Raw genomic sequence first — 20,310 nt, forward strand, 5'->3', positions numbered from 1 at the left:
CGCCCACCTGACCGCCCCGGACGGGTAACGGCCGGCACCGCTCCCACCCCAGGGGCGCGGAGAACTGCGCGACAAGCCCCCGCGGCGCGGCAGCCAACGACGGCGGGAACCTACGGCTTACGCCCCACCCCGCAATAAGCATCGACGGCCGCACCGGAACCCCCACCGGCATCCCCAGCGTCACCCTCCGGCCGCCACTCGGAAACCCTCACCACCCCCGGCTCCACCAGCTCCAGCCCGTCGAAGAACCCGGCGATCTCATCAACCCGCCGCACGTAATACGGCACCGCCCCACTCGCGTTGTACGCCTCCGACGCGGCGATCATGCCCTCACTGGTCGCCGTGCTGTCGCTGATCACCAGGTGGCTGCCGGCCGGCAGCCCGGCCATGAGCTGCCGCACCAACGCACGCGCCCGCTCGTACTCGGCGACGTGACCGAGGGTGTTGAGGATCATCAGGCCGACCGGCCGGGACAGATCGAGCGTGCTGGAGGCGGCTTTCAGGACGGCTTCCGGGTCGTACAGGTCGGCGTCCAGGTACGCGGTCCTGCCCTCGGGCGTGCTGGTGAGCAGCGCGTTGGCGTGGGCCAGCACGATGGGGTCGTTGTCGACGTAGACGATCCGGGCGTCCGGGGCGACGCGCTGGGCCACCTCGTGCGTGTTGTCGGCGGTGGGCAGCCCCGTGCCGACGTCCAGAAACTGCCGTACGCCCTGCTCACGGGCCAGGTACGCGACGGCCCGCCCCAGGAACCGCCGGCTCGTGACCGCCACGTCGACGAGCCCCGGGAAGATCGACTTGATCTGGTCGCCGATCTCGCGGTCGACCTCGTAGTTGTCCTTGCCACCGACGAAGTAGTTCCAGAAGCGGGCCGAGTGCGGCTTGGAGGTGTCGATGCGGTCGCGCAGGCTGTCGTCGGACACGGCGGGGCCTCCTGGGGGGTGGGGAAGGGGGACCGGCCCACCAACCTAGGGGAACTTCCCCGCAGGGCAGGGTTGTTGCCCCGCCCGGCTCCTGCCCGCCGTGGGGTTTCGGCCACGGCCGGCAGTGCTAGATCCCGCGGGAGGCGAAACCGCCCAACTCCCCGCCGCCCTCGTGCCCGTGGCGCTGGGTGACCAGCCAGAACGACCACGCCAGGGACCACATCAGCAGCCCGGCGGCGATCGGCGTACCGAACATGATCAGCAGCCCGGCCCCGATGTTCGCCCCGATGCCCCCCGCGGTCAGGATCCGCCAGCCCACACCGGCCATGAGCCCGAGTGCCACCAGCGGCCCGAGCACGCCCCACCACCGCTGGTCCATCGCCCCGCGCAGCGAGGCCCGCACGAGCACCGCCGCACCGGCCACCGCCAGCACCAGCGCGAGCCCGCCGGCGACCGCGGCGACGCCGTCCCCGATGTCCCACGGCTGGAACGCGTAGTCGAGCTCACCGGCCGGCAGCCCGTCGTGGTTCTGCTGCCCCATCAGTCCCCAGGCGGCCACAGGCACACCACCGACAAGAGCGGCTCCGGCCGCCACGATTCCCCGTTTCCTCATACAGCCAGGATGGCCGGACGCCGCGGGACCCGTCATGAGCACGCGTACTCAAGTACGTCGCACACCTGGGCGCGTGGCGCGACGACGCGGCCGCCGCCGTCGCGCCGTGGGCTCACGTCGGGGCCACCGCACGGCCCGTCTGCGGGGAGATCGTTCCCGCGCACAGGCCCCGGGACGCCAGAGCCTGGGCGATGCGGGGGATGGCGGCCACGGTGTTGGCGGGACCGTCGTGCATCAGGATGATCTGGCCGTTGGTGAGGCGGGCGGCGGACTGGACGATCGCGTCGGTGCTCGCGCCGTTCCAGTCCTGTGAGTCGACGTGCCAGATGATCTCGGTCAGGCCGTAGCGCGCCGCGACCGACTTCACCGTCGCGTTGGTCTCGCCGAACGGAGGGCGGAACAGCTTGGGCGTACCGCCTCCGGCGTTGGCGACGGCCTGCTGGGTGCGGGAGATCTCCGAGTCGATCTGTGCCTGGCTCAGCCGGGTCAGGTGCGGGTGGGTGTAGCTGTGGTTGCCGACCCACATTCCGGCGGCCACCTGGGCCCGGACCAGGGACGGGTTGGCCGCCGCGGACTGGCCCACGTTGAACATCGTGGCCCGCAGCCCGTTCCGGCGGAGCGCGTCGAGCAGCTTCGTCGTGTTGCCGGCCGGGCCGTCGTCGAAGGTGAGCCCGACGTAGCCGGTGCATACGGCGGCCCGCACCGGTTCGGCGGCGGAGGCCGTGACGGTCGTGAGGGTGAGGGCCGCGGCCACCGCCGTCACGACCGCTACGGCCGGCACGGGCCTCGTCCTCACGGGCCCACCCTGATGCTGGAGTTGCCGCTGCTCCGGTATCCCTCGGTCGCCATGATCATGTAGTACTTGAAGTTGCCCAGGGGCATCCCGGCCCGGGCCCACGCGTCGAAGTGGTTGCCGGTCGTGATGGTGCCGCCCGTGCGCCTCGACTGCCGCACGCTCCAGTACTGGTCGAAGGTGCGTACGCCCTCGACGGACGGGGCGTTGTACCGCGTCGTCTTGTAGATGTCGTACGTGCCGCCGTCGCTGGTGACGGTGCCCTTGTAGGTACCGGTGGGCCGGTAGGTGCCCCAGTTGTCGACGATGTAGTACTCGACGAGCGGGTTCGCCGTCCAGCCGTACAGGGTCAGGTAGGCGTTGCCGGACGGGTTGAACGAGCCCGAGTAGGTCACGGTGCGGCGGGCGCCGTTGCTCCAGCCCTTCCCGGCGACGAAGTTCCCGGTGTTGCGCCATGAGGTGCTGTAACTGCCGCCGGAGGACAGGGTCATGGAGACCGTGCCCGGCGCGTCCGTCCAGAACGAGTAGTAGTAGCCGTTGTTGGTGCCCGTCTGGTTGCTTGTGACGACGGTGTCGGCGTGCGCGGTGCCCGGCATGGTGAGCGCCGCGGCCGCGACCAGCAGCATGGTGCAGGTACTGCTGATGAGCAGCCGGAAGCGGCCTGGTGACTTCTTCATGGGGGTGCTTCCTCCTCGTCCGAGTGGGGGTGGGTCGACGGGGGAGCTCTGTCATCGGGGAGTGTTGGCCGGGCGGTATCAACTGTCAATGGTTTCGGCGGTGGTTGCGAAATGTTCGATACCCCGGCGTGTGTAATGCGGCCTGAATTACCGCTGCTCACAGGGTGATCGAGCCACGGAGAGGTGATCTGCGTAGGGCATGTCATGGAGGCCGTGCCGAAGCTTGAAGCCATCTCGCCGAATGTTTCGAAGGCTGCCCGGGCTGTCTCACTCAGCCGCGTAGGCCCCGGTCAGGTAATCCAGCTCCGGACTGGGCGGCCCGCACCGGAGAATCGCGTCCACCGCCGGCCACACCTCGACGGGTACGGGATAGCAGTGGATCATCCAGGGATCGTCGGCATCCGGCGTGACCACGTCCCGCAACAGCAGGAGCTGCTCACGGCTGATGGGGTGCTCGACCTGCAAGGTGTCGTCCGCCTTGCTGAAACCCTCCAGGAACCAGACGGCGTGGGGCGCTTCCGAAGGCGCTTCCTGATGCTCTGGTGCCGTGCCGGGCCGTTGCCCAGGGGGAGGTGCCATCAGAGCGGGCGGAGGCGGGCTTTGAGGAGGCAGAACTCATTGCCCTCGGGGTCCATGAGAACGTGCCACGGCTCCTCGCCGGTCTGGCCGATGTCGGCCGGGCGCGCCCCGAGCCCCAGGAGGCGTTCGAGCTCGGCGTCCTGGTCGCGGTCGGTGGCGTTGACGTCGATGTGCAGCCGGGACTTCCCGGGCTCCGGCCCGTGACCGGGGTTGAGGACGATCGTCGGCTGCGGGCCGCCGAACCCTTCGCGCGGGCCGATCTCGAGGGAGCCGTCGTCCTCGCGGTCGAGTACGACGAAGTCCAGGACCTCGCACCAGAATCGCGCCAGCAGCTCCGGGTCGCGGCAGCTGAGCACGAGCTCACTGATTCGACATGCCATGGACGAAACCCACTCTCGGTGTCGGAACGGCCGGTTCATCACGCGTGGGGCTGTCGAGCGGCCCGCGGGCGCGACGCGCTCGTGACCGTACCGGGCGGGCAGGCCCGGTGCGAAGGCAGTAATTCGCTTGCCCGGGTCACGAGTCGGCGCTGCACTGTGGCCGGACACCACAAGTCGTGGTGCGGGTGTCCCGAGGAGGCGGCGGCAGCGATGGAGATCCGTTCCACGACCGACGAGGATCTCGACGTCTTCGTCGAGACCGTTCATGCCGCGTTCGGGCGCTTCCCGGAAACCCCGGTCGAGGGCGGTGGCCTCTGGTGGTCGGCGCTCGAGACGGAGCGCTGCCTGCTCGCCCTGACGGCGGACGGCCGGCCCGTGGGCACCGCCGCCACGCACTCCTTCGAGCTCACCCTGCCCGGCGGGACCCTCGTCCCGGCACCCGGGGTGACCGCCGTCGGCGTCCTGCCCTCGCACCGGCGCCAGGGCGTGCTCACCGCGATGATGCGGCATCAGCTGGCCGAACTGCGGAACGGCGGGAAGCTGCTGTCCGTGCTGCTGGCCTCCGAGGCCTCGATCTACGGCAGGTTCGGTTACGGACCGGCGACCTACACGGCGCAGCTGACGGTGCCGCGCCACGAGGCCGCCCTCTCCGCGCCCCGGGCCCGCGAACTGGCCGACGTGCCGGCAGCCGGCCCGGGCGACGGCCTGGACGGCGGCCCGGACAGCGGCTCGGTCGAGGTGCTGCGCGGGGCCGACTGCGGCGAGATCCTGGAAGAGGTCTACGACCGGTACCGCCGTGCCCAGCCCGGCGCGCTGTCCCGGCCGCACCGCTGGTGGGCCCTGCGCGCGGGACAGCCCCCGATCTCGCCGCAGCCGCGCTACATCGCCGTCCACCGGGACGCCGACGGAACTCCGGACGGGTACGCGAGCTACTCGATCGAGTCCGGCACCCTCACGGTCGACGAGACCATCACCCCCGACGACGCCGTCTTCACGGCCCTGGCCCGGTTCGTACTCGCACACGACCTGGTCTCCCAGGTCGTGTTCAAGCACGTCCCACCCGAACACCCCTTGCGCCGGAGGCTCGCGGACTTCCGCGCCGGCCGGGTGAGCGGCGACATGGACTGGCTCTGGGTACGGCTGCTGGACGTCCCCGGTGCGCTGACCGCGCGCGGCTGGTCTACGGACGGCGAGCTCGTCCTCGACGTCCATGACCCGTTCCTCGGCGAACGCGACCGCTACCTGCTGACCGTCCGCCACGGCAAGGCCGACTGCGCCCCGACCGACCGGAAGCCCGACCTCTCGCTCGACATCCGCGATCTGGGCTCGGTCTACCTCGGCGGCACCGCCCCGAGCACGCTCGTGCGCGCCGGACACGTCCTGGCCCACCGCCCGGACGCGGCCACCCTCGCCGACACGCTCTTCCGGGCCGAGCGCTCCCCGCACTGCCTGCACTGGTTCTGACCCGCGCCACGCAGACCGCACAGGGGCCGCCACCGGGTTCCCGGCCGCGCGAAAACCGCGACCGGGAACCCGACCTCAGCCACCGCCGCCGATGGCGCCACGGCCACGGCCACGGCTACGGCTACGGCTACGGAGACAACTACCGCTACCGCGACGACGGAAGCCTCCGCCCGCCGCTAGTTCCGGTACCGGAACACGATCCGCCCGCGCGTCAGGTCATACGGCGGGAGCTCCACCAGTACCCGGTCCTCCAGCATGATCTTGATGAAGTTCTTGCGGATCTTCCCGCTGACGTGCGCCAGCACCTGGTGGCCGTTCTCCAGCTCCACGGTGAACATGGCGCTGCGCAGGCACTCCACGACCCTGCCCTCGACCTCGATGACGTTCTTGTCCTTCATCATCGCACCAGCTCCAGATTGCTGCTCACCGGCCGGGCACCGGCGCCGTCGAACAGTGCCGTGGCCGCGTGGTTGGATTCGTGGACCTCGGTCCAGGCGGTGGTGTAGCCGCAGCGGTGCGCCGTGACCAGCGCATGGGCCAGCAGGGCCCGCGCGATGCCGCGGCGCCGCTCGCCCGCCCGGACCGCGACCAGCCCGATGCGCGGCCGGATCGCCGTCACCACCCGGATCAGCCCCAGGTAGCGGTCCGGCGCCGCGGCCACCGCGTACTTCGACGGGTCGACGACGGTGTCGCCCTCCGTGCGGGGCATCACCTCCGCGGGCATCGACTGCCACCACCCGGCGGTCGCCTCGACCTCGTCCCGGATCGCGCGGTCCACCTCCCTCAGCCGACCCTCGTCCGCCTGACCGGCGGGCACGATCGTCACGCCCGGAGGCGGCAGGACCCCTTCGAGCCCGGTGACCCGCGGGTCGGTCGGTACGGCGTACTCCCACTCGCGGCGCCGGACCGTGAAACCGGCCCGCCGCCAGCCGGCCGTCAGCTCGGCGTCCGCTTCGTCGACCACCGTGTACAGCGGCGCCGGCAGGTGCGCCACCATCATCTCGGCGAGCCGGTCGAAGGCGACGTCGTGCCAGGCGTCGATGCTGACGAACAGGCGTCCGTCGGGCCGGCGGAGCGCATGCCCGCGACCGACCACCAGGTCGTCGTCCAGTGCATGCCATTGCCGGTCCGCGACGCGCGTGATCGTCACCGCGTTCTCGCTCAGGCCGGATGCAAAAGGCTTTGTGTCCATCGGAGTCTCCCTTCCAGGAGTGCCTCGATCTCAGGCGCTCCTGGCGACACCGAACGTCAGCCGCCGGACCGTGACGGGTTGAGGGAGCACCCACGGGTAACTGCGTTCACGGGGCTCACCTCCCTACGGCGACTTCACGGTCCGACCGCGACCGTAGCAGCGGGCCGCCGCCGCGCTCAAAGCCTTTTCCCGCGGCGCCTGCCCGGGCGGTCGTGGAAAGGGGGCGGCTGATCGAACCAGCCGCCCCCTGACCCCGCTCGGGCGGGCTTACGGAATGTAGCCGTAGTCCAACTGGCCGGCCAGCCTCGTCCTGTCGTCCTTCAGGGACAGCACGAGCGTGCGGGCGAGGGTGCCGCCGAAGCGGTTCCCGCCGTCAGCCGTCGGGACCGTGTCGATGAAGCTCTCCACCAGCCCGTTGGGCATCACGTAGTGCGAGTACTGCTGTGTCGGGGCGTCCTCGGGGTTGCCCAGGACCAGCGCGCTGCCGTTGAGCGGCCGGTAGTCGCTGCGCAGCCCCGGGCCGACGAACCCGTAGAGGCCGTCCCAGCCGCTCAGCCCGGGCGCGAACGTGAACTTGTGGCTGATCGTGAACAGGTAGTACTGGCCGCCGCGGATGATCAGGTGCGGTCGTTCGGTCTGCTGGTTCACGCAGTTGGCCGAGAGCAGCGGGGGCTGGAGCTTCCAGTTGTCCATGCTGTCGCCGTCGGCCGTGGCCAGCCCGATGTTGCCCGTGTAGTACCTCGAGTCCGCCGGCACGTCGTGGCCGGCCGGGAGGTCACCCAGGTCGCGCTTGGTGCACTGGTACGAGCCCGCGGTACCGCCCGTGTTGCCCTCGAACAGCAGGTGGACCTTGCGGTCCTTCGGGTCGCGGAAGACGAACGGGTCGCGGAAGGCGTAGATGATCGGGCCTTGTTGCGACTGTTCGAGGGTCTGGTACATCTTGCCGTCGGCCTCGGCGATGATGCGGTGGTCCCGGAAGCCGGAGAACCACACGCGGTTCTTGTCCGCGTGGATCTTTCCGGTCGCCTGCGCCAGACGCTGCAGCGCGTCGCTGGGGTCGACCCCGCCGTTGTCGTGCCCGGAGGCGGTGTAGAAGGACTGCACCTTGTCGCCGACGAGCGCCGTCGAGCCGGCCCACTCACGTGAGCCGAACGAGGTGCCGGCCGGGAACAGGTCGCCGCCGTACTTCCAGCTCTTGGCGTCACGCGAGTAGAAGTAGCCGATCTTCGCGTACCAGTGCCGGTCGCCGAACGGCACCGAGCGCGGGGCCGTCAGCGAGAAGATGACGTGCCAGCCCTTGTAGGTGGCGGTCCGGGTGTTGAGCTTGGTGAGCGGCCAGGTGTCCCACACCCACACCTTGTCGCTCATCACCGGGAAGTCGGGTGACACGCGAGGGGCGGTGTTGGTCCTGTCCTGCTTGAGTTTCAGGGCGTCCGCGCGGGACCAGACGGCTGTGTGGTCGTCGTCGGCGGTGTACTGCCGTGTGTCCGTCCTGGACACCTCGTGGGGGGAGGCGGAAGCGGGAGTGATGATGCCGCTCAGCGTCGCGAAGGCTGCCAGGCCCGTCGCCAGCCGGAGCACCGCTCGTCTTGCTCTGTACATACGTCACCCTTGGGGGGAAGAGGGAACGAATGGAAGCTGTGGAGCCGGTTCCACGGCTGACGCTACCTCAGATTTGCGGGAAAAGGGTGAACTTGTGAGGTGAAGATTTACATACGAGCAGTGATCCGTTTCGCGCCATGGAAGTTGATGGAAGCCGATCCAGTGCTCGTCGCGCAGCGTGGATCAGGCTCCGGCGGCGGCCGTCGTGTGCCGGGGCACGAGCTCCAGTTCCAGCATCTGCCGGACGGGCTCGCCGAGGGGCCGGCCGATGCGTTCCAGCAGCAGACGCGCGGCGATCCCGCCGCTGGTGCGCAGGGGCTGGCGCACCGTGGTCAGCCCGACGTAGGCGGCCACGTCGAGGTCGTCGAAGCCGACCACGGACAGTTCCCGCGGGACCCGCACGCCCGCCGAGCTCGCCGCTTCGATCACCCCGAGCGCCCGGGTGTCGGAGGCGGTGACGATCGCGGTCGGAGGCTCCGCAAGGGCCAGCAACTCGTCGGTGAGGCGGTGCGCCACCGCGCGGCCGTGCGGCCCGACGCGGACGTACCGCTCCTCCAGCGCGAGGCCGTACGCCTTGAGTGCCAGCTCGCAGCCCTCGCGCCGCCGGGCGCTCGCACTGAAACGGAAACGGTCGTCGGCGACATCGCCCATGAACGCGATGCGGCGATGGCCGAGTTGCAGCAGATGACGGGTCGCCAGCATGCCGCCGCGCACGTCGTCGATCACCACGCGCGGCAGGTCCGGGTGCTCACAGTCCAGCAGCACCGTGGGAAGACCGGCCCGTGCCAGCTGCTCCGCTTCGTCGTCGGTGGGAGCGAGCGAGATCGCCAGCAGCCCGTCGAAGCGGTCCCCGGCCGCCACCGCCCGGTACTGCTGATCACGCTGGTCCGGTGAGGCCACGTCGAGCAGGGTGAGGTCGTGGTCGCTGCCGTGCAGCGCGTGCGAGATGCCGCGCAGCCGCTCGACGACGGACGGTTCGGTGGCGAAGGGCGCGATGACGGCGATGCTCTGGGTGCGTCCCGTGGACAGCGCGCGAGCGCGCCGGTTGGGCCGGTAGTCCAGGTCCCGGATCACCCGCAGCACCCGCTCGCGGGTGTCCTCGCTGACGTTCCGGCTGTCGTTCAGGACGCGCGACACCGTGCCGACGCCCACCCCGGCCCGGGCCGCGACATCGCCGATGGTCGCCCGTTCTCCCACGGCCGTACAGTACCCGAACCCGCGGAATTAGCTGCCCTGCACACATTTTTGGGTGCCCGGTGCCGGCCGGCCCCTCAACTGCTCTTCCGTCCGGGTCCGCACCGCTCGTGGGAGGCGCTTCGGCCCGTCAGCGACCGCCGTCCCGGATGCGTTGCTCCCCCGAGCCACGGACGACCAGCCGGGTGGGCACGGTGATCGTACGGGCCCGGGAGCGGTCGCCGTCGAGCCGGGCCAGCGCGGTGGTCGCGGCGCTGCGGCCGATGTCCTCGGGGGACTGGGCGACGACGGTGAGGGCCGGTTCCAGCGCTTCGGCGAGGGCCACGTCGTCGAAGGCCACGACGGCCACGTGCTTGCGTTTGCTGCGAGCGAGCTCGGCGACGATGCCGAGCGCCATGATGTTGTTCCCGGCGAACAGGGCCGTGGGGGGATCAGGCAGGTCGAGGAGTTGCGCCGTCACCGCCTCCGCCCCCTGCTGGTCGTGCGCGCTGACGACCAGCGCGCGGTCGTAGGGGATGTCGGCTTCCTGCAGGGCGGCCCGGTATCCAGCGTGCCGTTCGCGGCGGGTGTACAGCTTGACCGGCAGGTCGCCGACGAACCCGATGCGGCGGTGCCCGTGGGCGATCAGGTGCGCGACGCCCTCCTGGGCCCCCGCACGGTTGGAGCTGACGACGCTGTCCGTGGACAGGCCGACCCCCGGCCGGTCGAGGAAGACCACCGGCAGTCCCGCCGTACGGTGCGACTTGAGGTCGGAGTGGTCGGCGCCGACGGACGGCACGACGATCAGGATGCTGACGCGCCGGGCGAGGAACTGAGCCGTCAGGGCGCGTTCGCGCTCGGGGTCGTCCGCGGACGAGCCCATGAGCAGTGTCAGTCCGCGGTCCCGGACCGTGTCCTCGATGCCGCGGGCCACCGCGCCGAAGAAGGGGTTGCCCAGGTCGGGGATGACCAGCCCTATGGTCGTGTCAGGACCGCCGACACGGATGTTGCGGGCCATGAGGTTGGGCTGGAAGCCCAACTCGGCTACCGCGGCCAGTACCTGCTCCCGCGTCCGGGCCGAGACGGGCCCGTCCTCGTTGAGGACCCGGGAGACCGTCTTGGCGCTGACACCCACTTCTCTGGCGACATCGGCCAAGGTGGGTCTGCGGCTCGCTGCCATGGAGTAAACCGTCTCCTGGATGCTCCCGGTTCCGGGCCGCGGCCTCGGCCGGAACAAGCGGGAGCGGGTTGCGCTGTCAGGTGGCCTGTACTCCGGCGGCCTTCGCGGCCTCGGAATCCGCTACGACAGTATCTCCGGCCTCGTCGACGGTGAGCGCACCCGTCATGATGGCCACGACCTCCGCCATGGAGTAGTCGGACGGCTTGATCACGGCGGCGCGCCGGCCCAGCCGGTGGACGTGGATCCGGTCGGCGATCTCGAAGACGTGCGGCATGTTGTGGCTGATCAGGACGACCGGCATGCCCCTGTCGCGGACCCGGCGGATCAGGTCGAGGACCTGGCCGGACTCCTTGACGCCGAGGGCGGCGGTGGGTTCGTCCATGACGACGACGCTGCGGGCCCAGGCGACCGCGCGGGCCACCGCGACGGCCTGCCGCTGTCCGCCGGAGAGGGTCTCGACGGCCTGGGTCAGCGAGCGCAGGCCGATCTTCAGGTCCGCCATGTGCTCGGCGGCCTCCTGGCGCATGCGCTTCTTGTCGAGCATGCGGAAGGCGCTGCCGAGGACACCCGGGCGACGCAGCTCGCGGCCGAGGAACATGTTCGAGGCGATGTCCATGGACGCCGCCACGGCCAGGTCCTGGTACACCGTCTCGATGCCGTGGGCGCGTGCGCTCTGCGGGCCGGAGAACTGGATCGGCTCGCCGTTCAGGCGTATCTCGCCCTCGTCCGGCACCAGCGCTCCGGTGAGGGCCTTGATGAGGCTGGTCTTGCCGGCGCCGTTGTCGCCGATGACGGCGAGGACCTCGCCGGGCAGCAGGTCGAAGTCGGCGCCGTCGATGGCGGTGACCTGGCCGTAGCGCTTGACGAGACCGCGGGCCTGCAGCACGGGGGTCTCGGTGGTGGTCGTGGTCATCGGGCCTTCCTCCGGGAGATCTGGTCGACGGTCACCGCGAGGATCACCAGCACGCCGGTGATCAGCGTCTGGTAGATCGAGGCGACGCCCATCAGCTGGAGCCCGTTGCGGAAGACGCCGACGATGAGGACGCCGATGAACGTGCCCAGCACCGAGCCGCGCCCGCCGAAGAGGCTGGTGCCGCCGAGCACCACGGCGGTGATGCTGTCCAGGTTGTCGGTCTGCCCGGCCTGCGGATCGCCGACTCCGGTGCGGGAGATGAGCAGCAGGGCGGCGATGCCGTACAGCACACCTGCCGCGGTGTAGACGCCGATGGTGAGGCGGGAGGTGCGGATGCCGTTCAGCCGCGCCGCTTCCGGGCTGTTGCCCAGCGCGTAGACGTGCCGGCCCCAGCCGGTGCTGCTCAGCGCGTAGGCGAGGAGGAGGAACAGGGCGATGGTGACCAGCGAGCCGTAGGTGATGTCGGTCTTGCCGAGCGGGAAGGTCTGCCCGAGGGCCGTCAGCGGGCCGGGCAGGTTGCTGACCGTCTGCTCCTCGGAGTAGATGTGCGTCAGCGCGAACGCCACGTTCAGCATGCCGAGGGTGACGATGAACGGCGGCAGCGGGATCTTCTGCACGAGTGCCCCGTTGAGCATGCCGAAGCCGCCGCAGACGACCAGGCCCAGCGCGATCGCGGCGAGCGGTGGCAGGGACCCCTCGGCGGCCATCTTTGCGATCACGATGCTGCCGAACGCCATCACCGCTCCGCAGGACAGGTCGATGCCCGCGGTGAGGATGATGAGCGTCTGGCCGATGGCCAGCGTGCCGACGACCATGACCTGCTGGACGATCAGCGAGAAGTTCCCGCCGGTGAGGAACTGGTCGGTCGAGACGGAGAAGAAGACACAGGCCAGCAGGAGCGCGATCAGCGGGCCGGTGGTCGGCTGGGTGAGCACCCTGCGGACCGTGGTCGGCGCTTTGAGATCGGAGTACGGCGTGGACGTGGAGGGTGGCGTGGACGTGGCAGTCATGCGAGGTCCTTGTCGAAGACAGAAGTCCTTGTCCGTCCCTTGCGGGAGGCAGGAGGACGAGGAGGCGGCCGTCCCGGTTCGGGGAGGAGGGGCCGGCCGCCCCGCAGGGGTGTCGAACGGTGGCAGCGCGGAGCCGGCTCAGCCCCAGCAGTTGTCCAGGCCGTAGGCGGTGTCCTTGGAAGCGACCCCGTCCTGGGCCTTGTCGGTGATCAGCGTGACCCCGGTGTCGGTGTAACCCGACGCCTTCTTGCCGTCCTTGGCGTAGGTCACGACGGCCTTGACGCCCTCGGCGGCCATCTTCAGCGGGTACTGCTGCGACGTCGCGGCGATCTTGCCGTCCTTGACGGCCTTGGTGCCGGTGCAGCCGCCGTCGACGGAGACGATCAGGACGTCCTTCTCCCGGCCCTTGGCCTTGAGCGCGGTGTACGCGCCCAGCGCGGCGGGCTCGTTGATGGTGTAGACGACGTTGATGCCGGGTTCCTTCTGGAGGCAGTTCTCCATCGCCGTCTGGCCCTTGGACTGGTCGCCGCCGGTGTCCTGGGCACAGGCGACGTCCTTGTCGGTGGCGCCGAAGCCCTTGAGGAAACCGTTGTGCCGCTGGACGCCGACGGACACACCCGGCGCGAGGTCGAGGGCGGCTATCTTCGCGGTCTTGCCCTTCATCGCGGCCTTGGCGTACTCGCCGATCAGCTCACCGGCCTTGAGGTTGTCGGTGGCGAAGAGGGCGTCGACCGCGCTCTGCGGCTCGGTCGGGGTGTCCAGGGCGATGACCAGGACGCCCTTGGCCTTGGCCTTCTCGATGGCGGGCACGATCGCCTTGGAGTCGCTCGGGGTGATCAGGATGCCCTTCACACCGGCGGCGACCATGTTCTCGATCGCGGTGACCTGCCCGGCGTTGTCGCCGTCGAACTTGCCGGCCGCGGTCAGGAGCTTGACGCCCTCGGCCTCCGCGGACTTCTCCGCGCCCTCCTTCATCTTGACGAAGAACGGGTTGGTGTCCGTCTTGGTGATCAGGCCGACCTTGACCTCGCCCGAGCCGGTGTCCGTACTGCCCGATCCCGATCCGGATCCACAGGCGGTCAGGGTGAGGGCGGCGATGCCCGTGCACGCGGCGGCTCGGAGCAGGGAGGAGGGCAGACGAGAGGTGCGTGACATGAACGACTCCTGCGGGATGTCGGGCGGGTGGTCGGCAGCGGGGCCTGCCGTCCCGCGATGTCAACGATGACTGATGTCATCGTTGACACTGCTTGGCGAGGATGATGGACTCCGCTCACCGGCAACGTCAATGCCTTGCACTCGTCACAAATCGGCAACGCCCCACGGCGGCCTCCCGCCCCGAAGCCGCCCCTCGGCATGCCCGGGTCATGCCCGTTTCCGCTCCGCGCGTCCCCAGAGAAGAGCAGCCCATGAGCCCGCCCCAGATCACCGTCCTCGGAGAGTGCGTCGCCGACGCCTTCACCGCACCCGCGCCCGCCGGGGGTGAACTCGCCCTGCGCGTCCTGCCGGGCGGCGGACCGGCCAACACGGCGGTGGCCCTGGCCAGGCTCGGCACTCCGGCCCGCTTCCTCGCGCGGCTGTCCGGCGACGTCTTCGGCCGCCTCTTCCGGTCCCACCTCGCGGCATCCGGCGTCGACCTCTCACACGCCGTGCAGGCAGCCGAGCCCAGCACGCTCGCCGTCGCCGAACTGGACGACCGGGGCCAGGCCGCGTTCTCCTTCCACGCCCAGGCCACGGCCGACTGGCAGTGGACGAGCGCGGAGCTGGCCGGGGTGGACCTGACCGGCACCGCCTGTGTGCACACCGGATCCCTGGCCCTCGTCAGGGACCCGGGGGCGGCGGTGGTGGAGGACTTCCTGGCAGCGGCCGCACCGCGGACCACGATCAGCATCGACCCCAACGTCCGCCCGCTCCTGGTGCGTCCCGAGGTCTACCGCGCCCGGCTGGCGCACTGGTGCGGCCTCGCCGACGTGCTGCGGCTGAGCGAGGACGACCTGGACCTCCTGCTGCCGGGGACGCCGCCCGAGCAGGCGGGCGACACCTGGCACGCGGCGGGGACACGGCTCGTGGTGATCACGCGCGGGGCCGGCGGAGCCCTCGCCTCACTCGACGGGGAGCACGTGCGGGTGCCGGCGGTGGCGACGCCGGTCGTCGACACGGTCGGTGCGGGGGACTCCTTCACCGCAGGCCTGCTGCATCACCTCGGCACCCATGGGCTCCTCGGCGGCAGACTGACGGACCTGCGCCTCGCCGACGTCGAAGCCGCCTGCCTGTTCGCCGTGCAGGTGGCCGCCCTGACCTGCTCGGTCGCCGGCCCGAACCCGCCCTGGCAGGACCAGCTGGGGCCGCTCACGACGGACGCCCCCGCGGTCCGGCACCTCGACTCCACCCACTGAACCCCCGGACAAGGACGGAAAGACCATGACGAAAACCCTGCTCGCCGAGTTCACCGCCCGCCAGGGAGCGGAGGACGAGGTCAGCCGCCTCATCCAGGAGTACGCCCTGAAGGTGCGCGAGGAGGAAGGCAACCTGGCCTTCGACGTCTACACCAAGGCGGCCCACCCCCGCGCCTACTGGATCTTCGAGGTGTACCGGGACGAGGACGCCTTCCAGGCACACCTGAACGCCCCCTACGGCGGCCCGTTCAACGCCGCCCTCACTCCGCTGATCGAGGAGGACGCCTCCGTCCTGACCTTCCTCGACCCACTGGCCGCGCGCCCCTGACGGGCCTCGGCCGGTGCCCGCGCGCCGGAGGCCCCGGGGCACGGCATCGCGCGAAAAACCCCTGTGCGCCGCCTCGCGCACCTCTGCGATCATCCCCGAATGGCGCACAGTTTCGAATCGCTGGTCATCCGGCACACCCATCGCCTGCCCTCCCCGAAGGGATCCGCGGGGGACGGGGCCACCGCCGCCCGGCAGTTCGACGCGGCCCTGACCTCTGTGGGCTTCAAGCTCTCCGCCGAGCTGCTGGAGCGGCTGTCAGGGCTGTCCGAGGCCGCGGTCGTGCACACCGCCCGGCGAACGCTGGCCACCGTGAGCGAGATGGTGGGCGACCACGTCCGGCACAACTCCTACTTCATCGACTTCCCGGCGAACGTGCCGGACACCGAGGAGTTCTGGACGCGGTGCGTGACGAAGGCGCTCGCCGACGACACCTCGCGCGAGAGCGTCCTGGCGCAGCTGGCGCACGGCGCCCTCAACCTGCTCAGCCTCCCCACGTACGGCCGCTACCAGCACACCTACGAGGAGATGCTCGCGGCACAGGACGAGCTGATCGCCTCGGCGGGCGACCGGGTGACCGTCCTGCACCTCGGCCGGGACCTGGACGACGAACTCACCGACCTCTACCTGGCCTTGGCGGGCAGCACGACGCCCCTGGGCGAGGAGCACCTGCACGACCTCAAGACCCTCGCCGGACGATGCGCCCTCGGCCCCCAGCCGGAGTCGATCCCCGTCCGGGAGAACCGGGCGGTCGTCAACGAGGCCCGCCTCGGCGTCGGCGCCGGCCTCCTGCTGGACACCGTCACCGACGTGCTGCGTCTGGCCTGCGCCCTGTCGGGCGGCGATGTCACGCTCCAGGAGCCGACCCGGTTCCGCACGCTGCCGCGGCCGGTCCGCCGGGGGCTGCTCGCGGGCCTCGACGCGGTGGTCGCGGCCAACCCGGCGAAACTCGCCGACGTGCACGCGCACCGGGAGCCCTTCAAGCGCCTCGGCGAGCGTCTCCACCCGCACGAGTACCCACGCTGGCCGCACGCCGCCGACGTGTTCGCCGTCGCGCGGGGCGAGAAAGAGGCACCGACCTTCGACAGCCGCGTCGAGAAGCTGCTCGACGCGCACGACGTCACCGGTGCGGTGCGGCTGCTGAAGTCCGCTCCCGGCAAGCTGTTCCGCGCCCTGGACCTCCTGCTGCGCATCGCCGCCGACCAGGAGGAGCGGGAGACGGTGGTGGCCGCCGCGGTCGAGGCAGCCCCCGAGGTCTCCGGCCGGGTCGTCCTCTCGGTCCGTGAGCACTTCCACAACCGGGAGCGGGAGACCGACGAACCCCGCATCTTCGTCAACCGCCGGGGCCGCGCCTGGGTGACCCCCGACGACCGGCCGCCGGTACCCGCCGCGGACCGCGACCGCCTGATCGCCGCCCTCGACGCCGAGATGCGCCGCCGGCTCCCGGCACCGGGCCGGCTGCTGCTCGACCCCGAAATCCTCGACGTCGCGCTCCCGCTCAGCGGCAGGGCGACCACGGCCGGATTCGGCGTGCTGCCGCGGGGTTCGCTCTCGCGGGTCGAGGGCGAGCGGCTGCGCTTCTTCGTGTACTGGAAGCAGACCGAGGACCGCACCGACTACGACCTGTCGGCCCTGCTTCTGCACCACGACTACAGCACCGACTCCTGGCTCTCCTACACGTCCCTCAAAGCCGTAGGAGGCCGGCACTCGGGCGATGTCACCGAGGCGCCCGACGGGGCCTCGGAGTTCATCGACCTGTCCCTGGACCGGGTGCGCAGCACCTCCATCGTTCCGCAGGTCAACATCTACGCGGGCGAAGGCTTCGACGAGGCCGAGGAGTCGTTCTTCGGGTTCATGCTGCGCGACGGCGAGCAGAAGGGCCGTCCGTTCGAGCCGCGCACGGTCCGGATGAAGTCGGAACTGCGCGGAGTCGGCCGGGTGGCACTGCCGCTGGTCTTCCGGCGCGGAGACGACGGCACATGGCGCGCGAAGTGGCTCCACCTGTATCTGAGGGGCATCTCGGAGGCGAACCGGGTCGAGGAGAACCAGGTGTCGGTGTCCAAGGTGGTGCGCGCCCTCGTGGAGCGCGAGCAGCTGACGGTCGGTTACCTGATCGACCTGATGTCCCGTGACACCAAGGCCGTTGACCTGTGGGACGGCGGGCCGGTCCCGGAGGAGCCCGTGACGTACATCGGTCTCGAACGTCCCGAGGGGCTGCACCCGGACTCCCGGATCATCACCCCCGGAAATCTGCGCGACCTGATCCCGGCCTGAGTGCTAGCGTTGCCGACGGCGAGGCCATGAAGGGGCTTCCTTCTCATTCACTCCAATTGATATCGAGTTCCTTCGCTCTCCTCGCCCTCGGCTTCGACGGAGAGGCGCCCGCGCGGCGCCTCTCCGTTGTCGTATGCGCCGACGGCCCGAGGGCTCGTCACTGCCGGGCGGACTTCAGCTGCCACGCCCTGAGGCCGTCGAGGGTGGCGGTGCCGCCTTCGGCGAAGACCTCGACGCCGGTGCTGGAGGGGTCGGGGAAGATCTGGTCGGTGATCACGGCCTGGCCGCTGCCGCCGAAGACCTCCACGGACGACCAGTCGACGAGGATCCGCAGCTTGACCTTGCCCTTCTCGGCCTTCAGGGGCGCGGTCTCGACGCCCGTGGAGAAGAGGCTGTGGAAGTCCCCGGCCCCGGAGCGGGAGCGGTCGACGTACAGCTGCTGCGTCGTGGCGTCGTAGCCGATCACGGTCTCCTCGCCGCCCGCTCCGGTACGCACCTTCAGGCCGAAGCGGTCCGCGTCCCCGAGGGAGAAGGTCGCCTCGATGTCGAGCGCCTTGCCCTGGGCCCCGAGGCCGGTCAGGGACTTCGAGGTGCTCTTGACGGACAGTCCGGACGCCGTCGCCGGGCCCGCCAGGCGGAGTGACTCCAGGCTGCTCACCGGCTTGCTGGTCAGCCGGATCCGGCCGTCGATCGTGCGCAGGGCCATCTCCCTCGGAACGCTCTGCGCGCCGCGCCACGGTGAGGTCGGGACGGACTGGCCGTAGTCCCAGTTGTTCATCCAGCCGATCATGTAGCGCTTGCCGCCCGGCGCGTCCTCCCAGGACACGGCCGCGTAGTAGTCCCTGCCGTAGTCGGCCCAGTCGGCGCGCCGTACGACGGACTCGGCGGGCCGGTCGGCGGCGGTGAACCGGTCGGCCAGGACGTGGCCCCAGCCGCCGGTGTTCATGTCGCGGATCTGGATCCGCGCCTGCCGGCCGGCGAACGGGCGCATGTCGAAGGACGCCCAGTCCAGGGCCTCGCTGTCGGTGCCGGTCGCGCTGCGGACGACCTTGCCGTCGACGATCAGGTTGACCGACGTCTCCTGGGAGACGCGCTGGGCCGGGTTGTCGGAGAGGACGATGTGGTCGACGTTGAGGTGGCCCCAGCCTCCGGTGTTGTCGTCGACGATCCGGATCCGCGCCTTCTTGCCGGCGAGGTCGCCGACGTCCCAGGAGGCCCAGTTGAGCGCCTCGGCGTCCTTTCCGGTGGCGCTGCGCACGACCCGGCCGTCCACGAGGAGTTCGATCACGGTGGGGTGGCCGGAGCCGGCCGGGTGGTTGCCGCCGCCGACGAGGAAGCCGATGTACTTCTTGTCGACGGTGAACTCGGGCGAGGTGAGGGTGCCGGTGGTGGAGTCGCCGTTGCGGAAGGTGTTGACCAGGCCGCTGCCGAGGTATCCGGACACCTGTTGCTGGCCGGGGAGGGTGCCGGTGGCCGGTGCCGTGCCGAAGGCGTCCCCGGTCGCCGTCCAGTCGCCGTACGTTCCGCCCTCGAAGTCGGCGAGGACCGTGCCCTCGGGCGGGGTGCTGTCCAGGACGGTACCGGCCTCGTGCGGATGCCGCCCGCCACCGATCTTGAAGTTCAGATACGGGCTCTTCACGGTGAAGGGGGCAGAGGTGAGGACGCCGGTCGCGCCGTCACCGCCGTGGAAGCTGTTGGCGAGCCCCTTGCCGTCGAAGCCCGACACGGTTCCCTGACCGTCCACCGCACCCGTGGCCGGCCCCTGGCCGAACGCGCTCCCGGTCGCCGTCCAGTCGCCGAAGCCGGTGCCTTCGAAGTCCTGCACGACGTCGCCGGCGGGCGGCGTGTAGCTGCCCTTGTCCTCGGGGGTGAACGTCTTGCCGTCGAAGTCCCCGACGAAGTACTGGGCGGCCGAACCACCCGCGATGCCCCCGGGGTTGAGGTTGACCACCAGGACCCACTTGATTCTCCTGCTGTCCCCGTCGACCGCGAGGGGGAACAGGTCGGGGCACTCCCACACGCCACCCGCCGCGCCGGCCGGCCCGAACTCGCTCTGCAGCTCCCAGTCCTTGAGGTTCTTCGACGAGTAGAACAGCACCTTGTGCTCGGCGGACAGCGACACCGTCATCAGCCAGCTCTTGGTCGGCGCGTACCACTGCACCTTGGGGTCGCGGAAGTCCCTGGACCCGATGTCGATCACGGGATTGCCCTGGTACTTGGTCCAGGTACGGCCCCGGTCGGTGCTGTAGGCCAGCGACTGGGCCTGCTTGCCGCCGTCTTTGTAGGCGCTGGTGTAGATCGCCACCATGGCCGGGTTCTCCTTCGTGCCGAACCCGGTGGTGTTGTCCCGGTCGACGACCGCGCCGCCGGAGAAGACCATCTCCTCGTCGTCGTGCGCGAGGGCGAGCGGCAACTCCTCCCAGTGCACCAGGTCCTTGCTCACCGCGTGCCCCCAGGACATGTCGCCCCAGGAGTTGCCGTTGGGGTTGTACTGGTAGAAGAGGTGGTATTCGCCCTGGTAGTACACGAGGCCGTTGGGGTCGTTCATCCAGTTCTTCTGCGGGGTGAAGTGGAACTGGGGCCGGTAGGTCTCGGTGTACGCCGGGGCGTCGTCGGCAGCACAGGCCCAGGGGGCGAGCGTGGCTGCCGACAGGGCGCAGACGGTCACCACCGTCGCCATCCGTAGGCGGGCCTGCCGGGATACGCGTGCAGAGCTCATGGTGACTCCTTGTCCCGCGGCCGTCCACGTAGCGGCGACCGAGGCCCCCCTGCGTGACAGACCGTGAAGTGCACCCCGGTCGATGGAGGGTTCCCCTGCCGTC

At 70.4% G+C, this 20,310-nt stretch carries 19 protein-coding genes; 4 read left to right on the plus strand and 15 right to left on the minus strand.

The genetic code is table 11. The features are described 5' to 3' along the window. Window positions 1–110 precede the first annotated feature (110 nt). From AB0F04_RS15025 to AB0F04_RS15050, 6 genes are all read right to left on the minus strand, one after another. A complete protein-coding gene (locus tag AB0F04_RS15025; RefSeq protein ID WP_362041454.1) occupies window positions 111–920 on the minus strand; it encodes an SAM-dependent methyltransferase in 810 nt (269 codons plus the stop codon). Between the two features lie 127 nt (window positions 921–1,047). Continuing rightward, complete coding sequence (locus tag AB0F04_RS15030; protein ID WP_362041457.1) at window positions 1,048–1,533, minus strand: hypothetical protein; 486 nt, start codon at window positions 1,531–1,533, stop codon at window positions 1,048–1,050. Window positions 1,534–1,645: 112 nt separating this feature from the next. Then, on the minus strand, window positions 1,646–2,314 hold the full coding sequence (locus AB0F04_RS15035) for a polysaccharide deacetylase family protein (protein WP_362041460.1): 669 nt from the start codon (window positions 2,312–2,314) through the stop codon (window positions 1,646–1,648). 11 nt (window positions 2,315–2,325) lie between these two features. Continuing rightward, window positions 2,326–3,003 carry a glycoside hydrolase family 11 protein gene (locus tag AB0F04_RS15040; protein ID WP_362041463.1) on the minus strand — a complete coding sequence of 226 codons (678 nt, stop codon included), beginning with the start codon at window positions 3,001–3,003 and terminating at the stop codon, window positions 2,326–2,328. Between the two features lie 267 nt (window positions 3,004–3,270). After that, entirely contained in the window at window positions 3,271–3,582 is a 312-nt protein-coding gene (locus tag AB0F04_RS15045; RefSeq protein WP_362041465.1) for a hypothetical protein, read from the minus strand. Further along, window positions 3,582–3,962 (minus strand): VOC family protein, encoded by a 381-nt coding sequence (locus tag AB0F04_RS15050; RefSeq protein ID WP_362041468.1) that lies wholly within the window; start codon window positions 3,960–3,962, stop codon window positions 3,582–3,584. Before AB0F04_RS15050 ends, AB0F04_RS15045 begins: the two co-directional genes overlap by 1 nt. A 210-nt stretch (window positions 3,963–4,172) precedes the next feature. Between AB0F04_RS15050 and AB0F04_RS15055 the strand changes: the two genes are divergently transcribed. After that, window positions 4,173–5,426: a GNAT family N-acetyltransferase gene (locus AB0F04_RS15055; RefSeq protein ID WP_362041470.1), complete on the plus strand. Its 1,254-nt coding sequence runs from the start codon at window positions 4,173–4,175 to the stop codon at window positions 5,424–5,426. A 176-nt stretch (window positions 5,427–5,602) separates the two neighbouring features. Here AB0F04_RS15055 and infA read toward each other — a convergent pair whose 3' ends face one another. The 8 genes from infA to AB0F04_RS15095 form a co-directional block, all read right to left on the minus strand. Next, window positions 5,603–5,827 (minus strand): translation initiation factor IF-1, encoded by a 225-nt coding sequence (gene infA, locus AB0F04_RS15060; RefSeq protein WP_362041472.1) that lies wholly within the window; start codon window positions 5,825–5,827, stop codon window positions 5,603–5,605. Then, window positions 5,824–6,618 (minus strand): GNAT family N-acetyltransferase, encoded by a 795-nt coding sequence (locus AB0F04_RS15065; RefSeq protein WP_362041474.1) that lies wholly within the window; start codon window positions 6,616–6,618, stop codon window positions 5,824–5,826. The genes infA and AB0F04_RS15065 overlap by 4 nt, the downstream gene beginning before the upstream one ends. A gap of 267 nt (window positions 6,619–6,885) precedes the next feature. After that, on the minus strand, window positions 6,886–8,220 hold the full coding sequence (locus AB0F04_RS15070) for a glycoside hydrolase family 68 protein (protein WP_362041476.1): 1,335 nt from the start codon (window positions 8,218–8,220) through the stop codon (window positions 6,886–6,888). 183 nt (window positions 8,221–8,403) lie between these two features. Continuing rightward, window positions 8,404–9,417 (minus strand): LacI family DNA-binding transcriptional regulator, encoded by a 1,014-nt coding sequence (locus tag AB0F04_RS15075; protein WP_362041478.1) that lies wholly within the window; start codon window positions 9,415–9,417, stop codon window positions 8,404–8,406. A gap of 127 nt (window positions 9,418–9,544) precedes the next feature. Continuing rightward, window positions 9,545–10,573, minus strand: coding sequence for a LacI family DNA-binding transcriptional regulator (locus AB0F04_RS15080; RefSeq protein WP_362041480.1), 1,029 nt, complete (start codon window positions 10,571–10,573; stop codon window positions 9,545–9,547). A 76-nt stretch (window positions 10,574–10,649) separates the two neighbouring features. Beyond that, on the minus strand, window positions 10,650–11,486 hold the full coding sequence (locus tag AB0F04_RS15085; protein WP_362041482.1) for an ATP-binding cassette domain-containing protein: 837 nt from the start codon (window positions 11,484–11,486) through the stop codon (window positions 10,650–10,652). Continuing rightward, window positions 11,483–12,496 carry an ABC transporter permease gene (locus tag AB0F04_RS15090; RefSeq protein WP_362041485.1) on the minus strand — a complete coding sequence of 338 codons (1,014 nt, stop codon included), beginning with the start codon at window positions 12,494–12,496 and terminating at the stop codon, window positions 11,483–11,485. Before AB0F04_RS15090 ends, AB0F04_RS15085 begins: the two co-directional genes overlap by 4 nt. A gap of 138 nt (window positions 12,497–12,634) precedes the next feature. Further along, complete coding sequence (locus AB0F04_RS15095) at window positions 12,635–13,651, minus strand: sugar ABC transporter substrate-binding protein (protein WP_362041488.1); 1,017 nt, start codon at window positions 13,649–13,651, stop codon at window positions 12,635–12,637. Window positions 13,652–13,902: 251 nt separating this feature from the next. Between AB0F04_RS15095 and AB0F04_RS15100 the strand changes: the two genes are divergently transcribed. The 3 genes from AB0F04_RS15100 (at window position 13,903) to AB0F04_RS15110 (ending at window position 17,488) form a co-directional block, all read left to right on the plus strand. Beyond that, entirely contained in the window at window positions 13,903–14,889 is a 987-nt protein-coding gene (locus AB0F04_RS15100) for a carbohydrate kinase (protein WP_362041491.1), read from the plus strand. A 25-nt stretch (window positions 14,890–14,914) separates the two neighbouring features. Beyond that, complete coding sequence (locus tag AB0F04_RS15105; protein WP_362041493.1) at window positions 14,915–15,217, plus strand: putative quinol monooxygenase; 303 nt, start codon at window positions 14,915–14,917, stop codon at window positions 15,215–15,217. A 99-nt stretch (window positions 15,218–15,316) separates the two neighbouring features. After that, window positions 15,317–17,488 carry a hypothetical protein gene (locus tag AB0F04_RS15110; RefSeq protein ID WP_362041495.1) on the plus strand — a complete coding sequence of 724 codons (2,172 nt, stop codon included), beginning with the start codon at window positions 15,317–15,319 and terminating at the stop codon, window positions 17,486–17,488. 157 nt (window positions 17,489–17,645) lie between these two features. On the opposite strand, the gene AB0F04_RS15115 is transcribed toward AB0F04_RS15110, so the two are convergent. Next, a complete protein-coding gene (locus AB0F04_RS15115) occupies window positions 17,646–20,207 on the minus strand; it encodes a GH32 C-terminal domain-containing protein (protein WP_362041498.1) in 2,562 nt (853 codons plus the stop codon). Window positions 20,208–20,310: the final 103 nt, after the last annotated feature.

Origin of the sequence: Streptomyces sp. NPDC029041, from assembly GCF_040637515.1 — a bacterium.
In the GTDB taxonomy this organism is placed as follows: domain Bacteria; phylum Actinomycetota; class Actinomycetes; order Streptomycetales; family Streptomycetaceae; genus Streptomyces.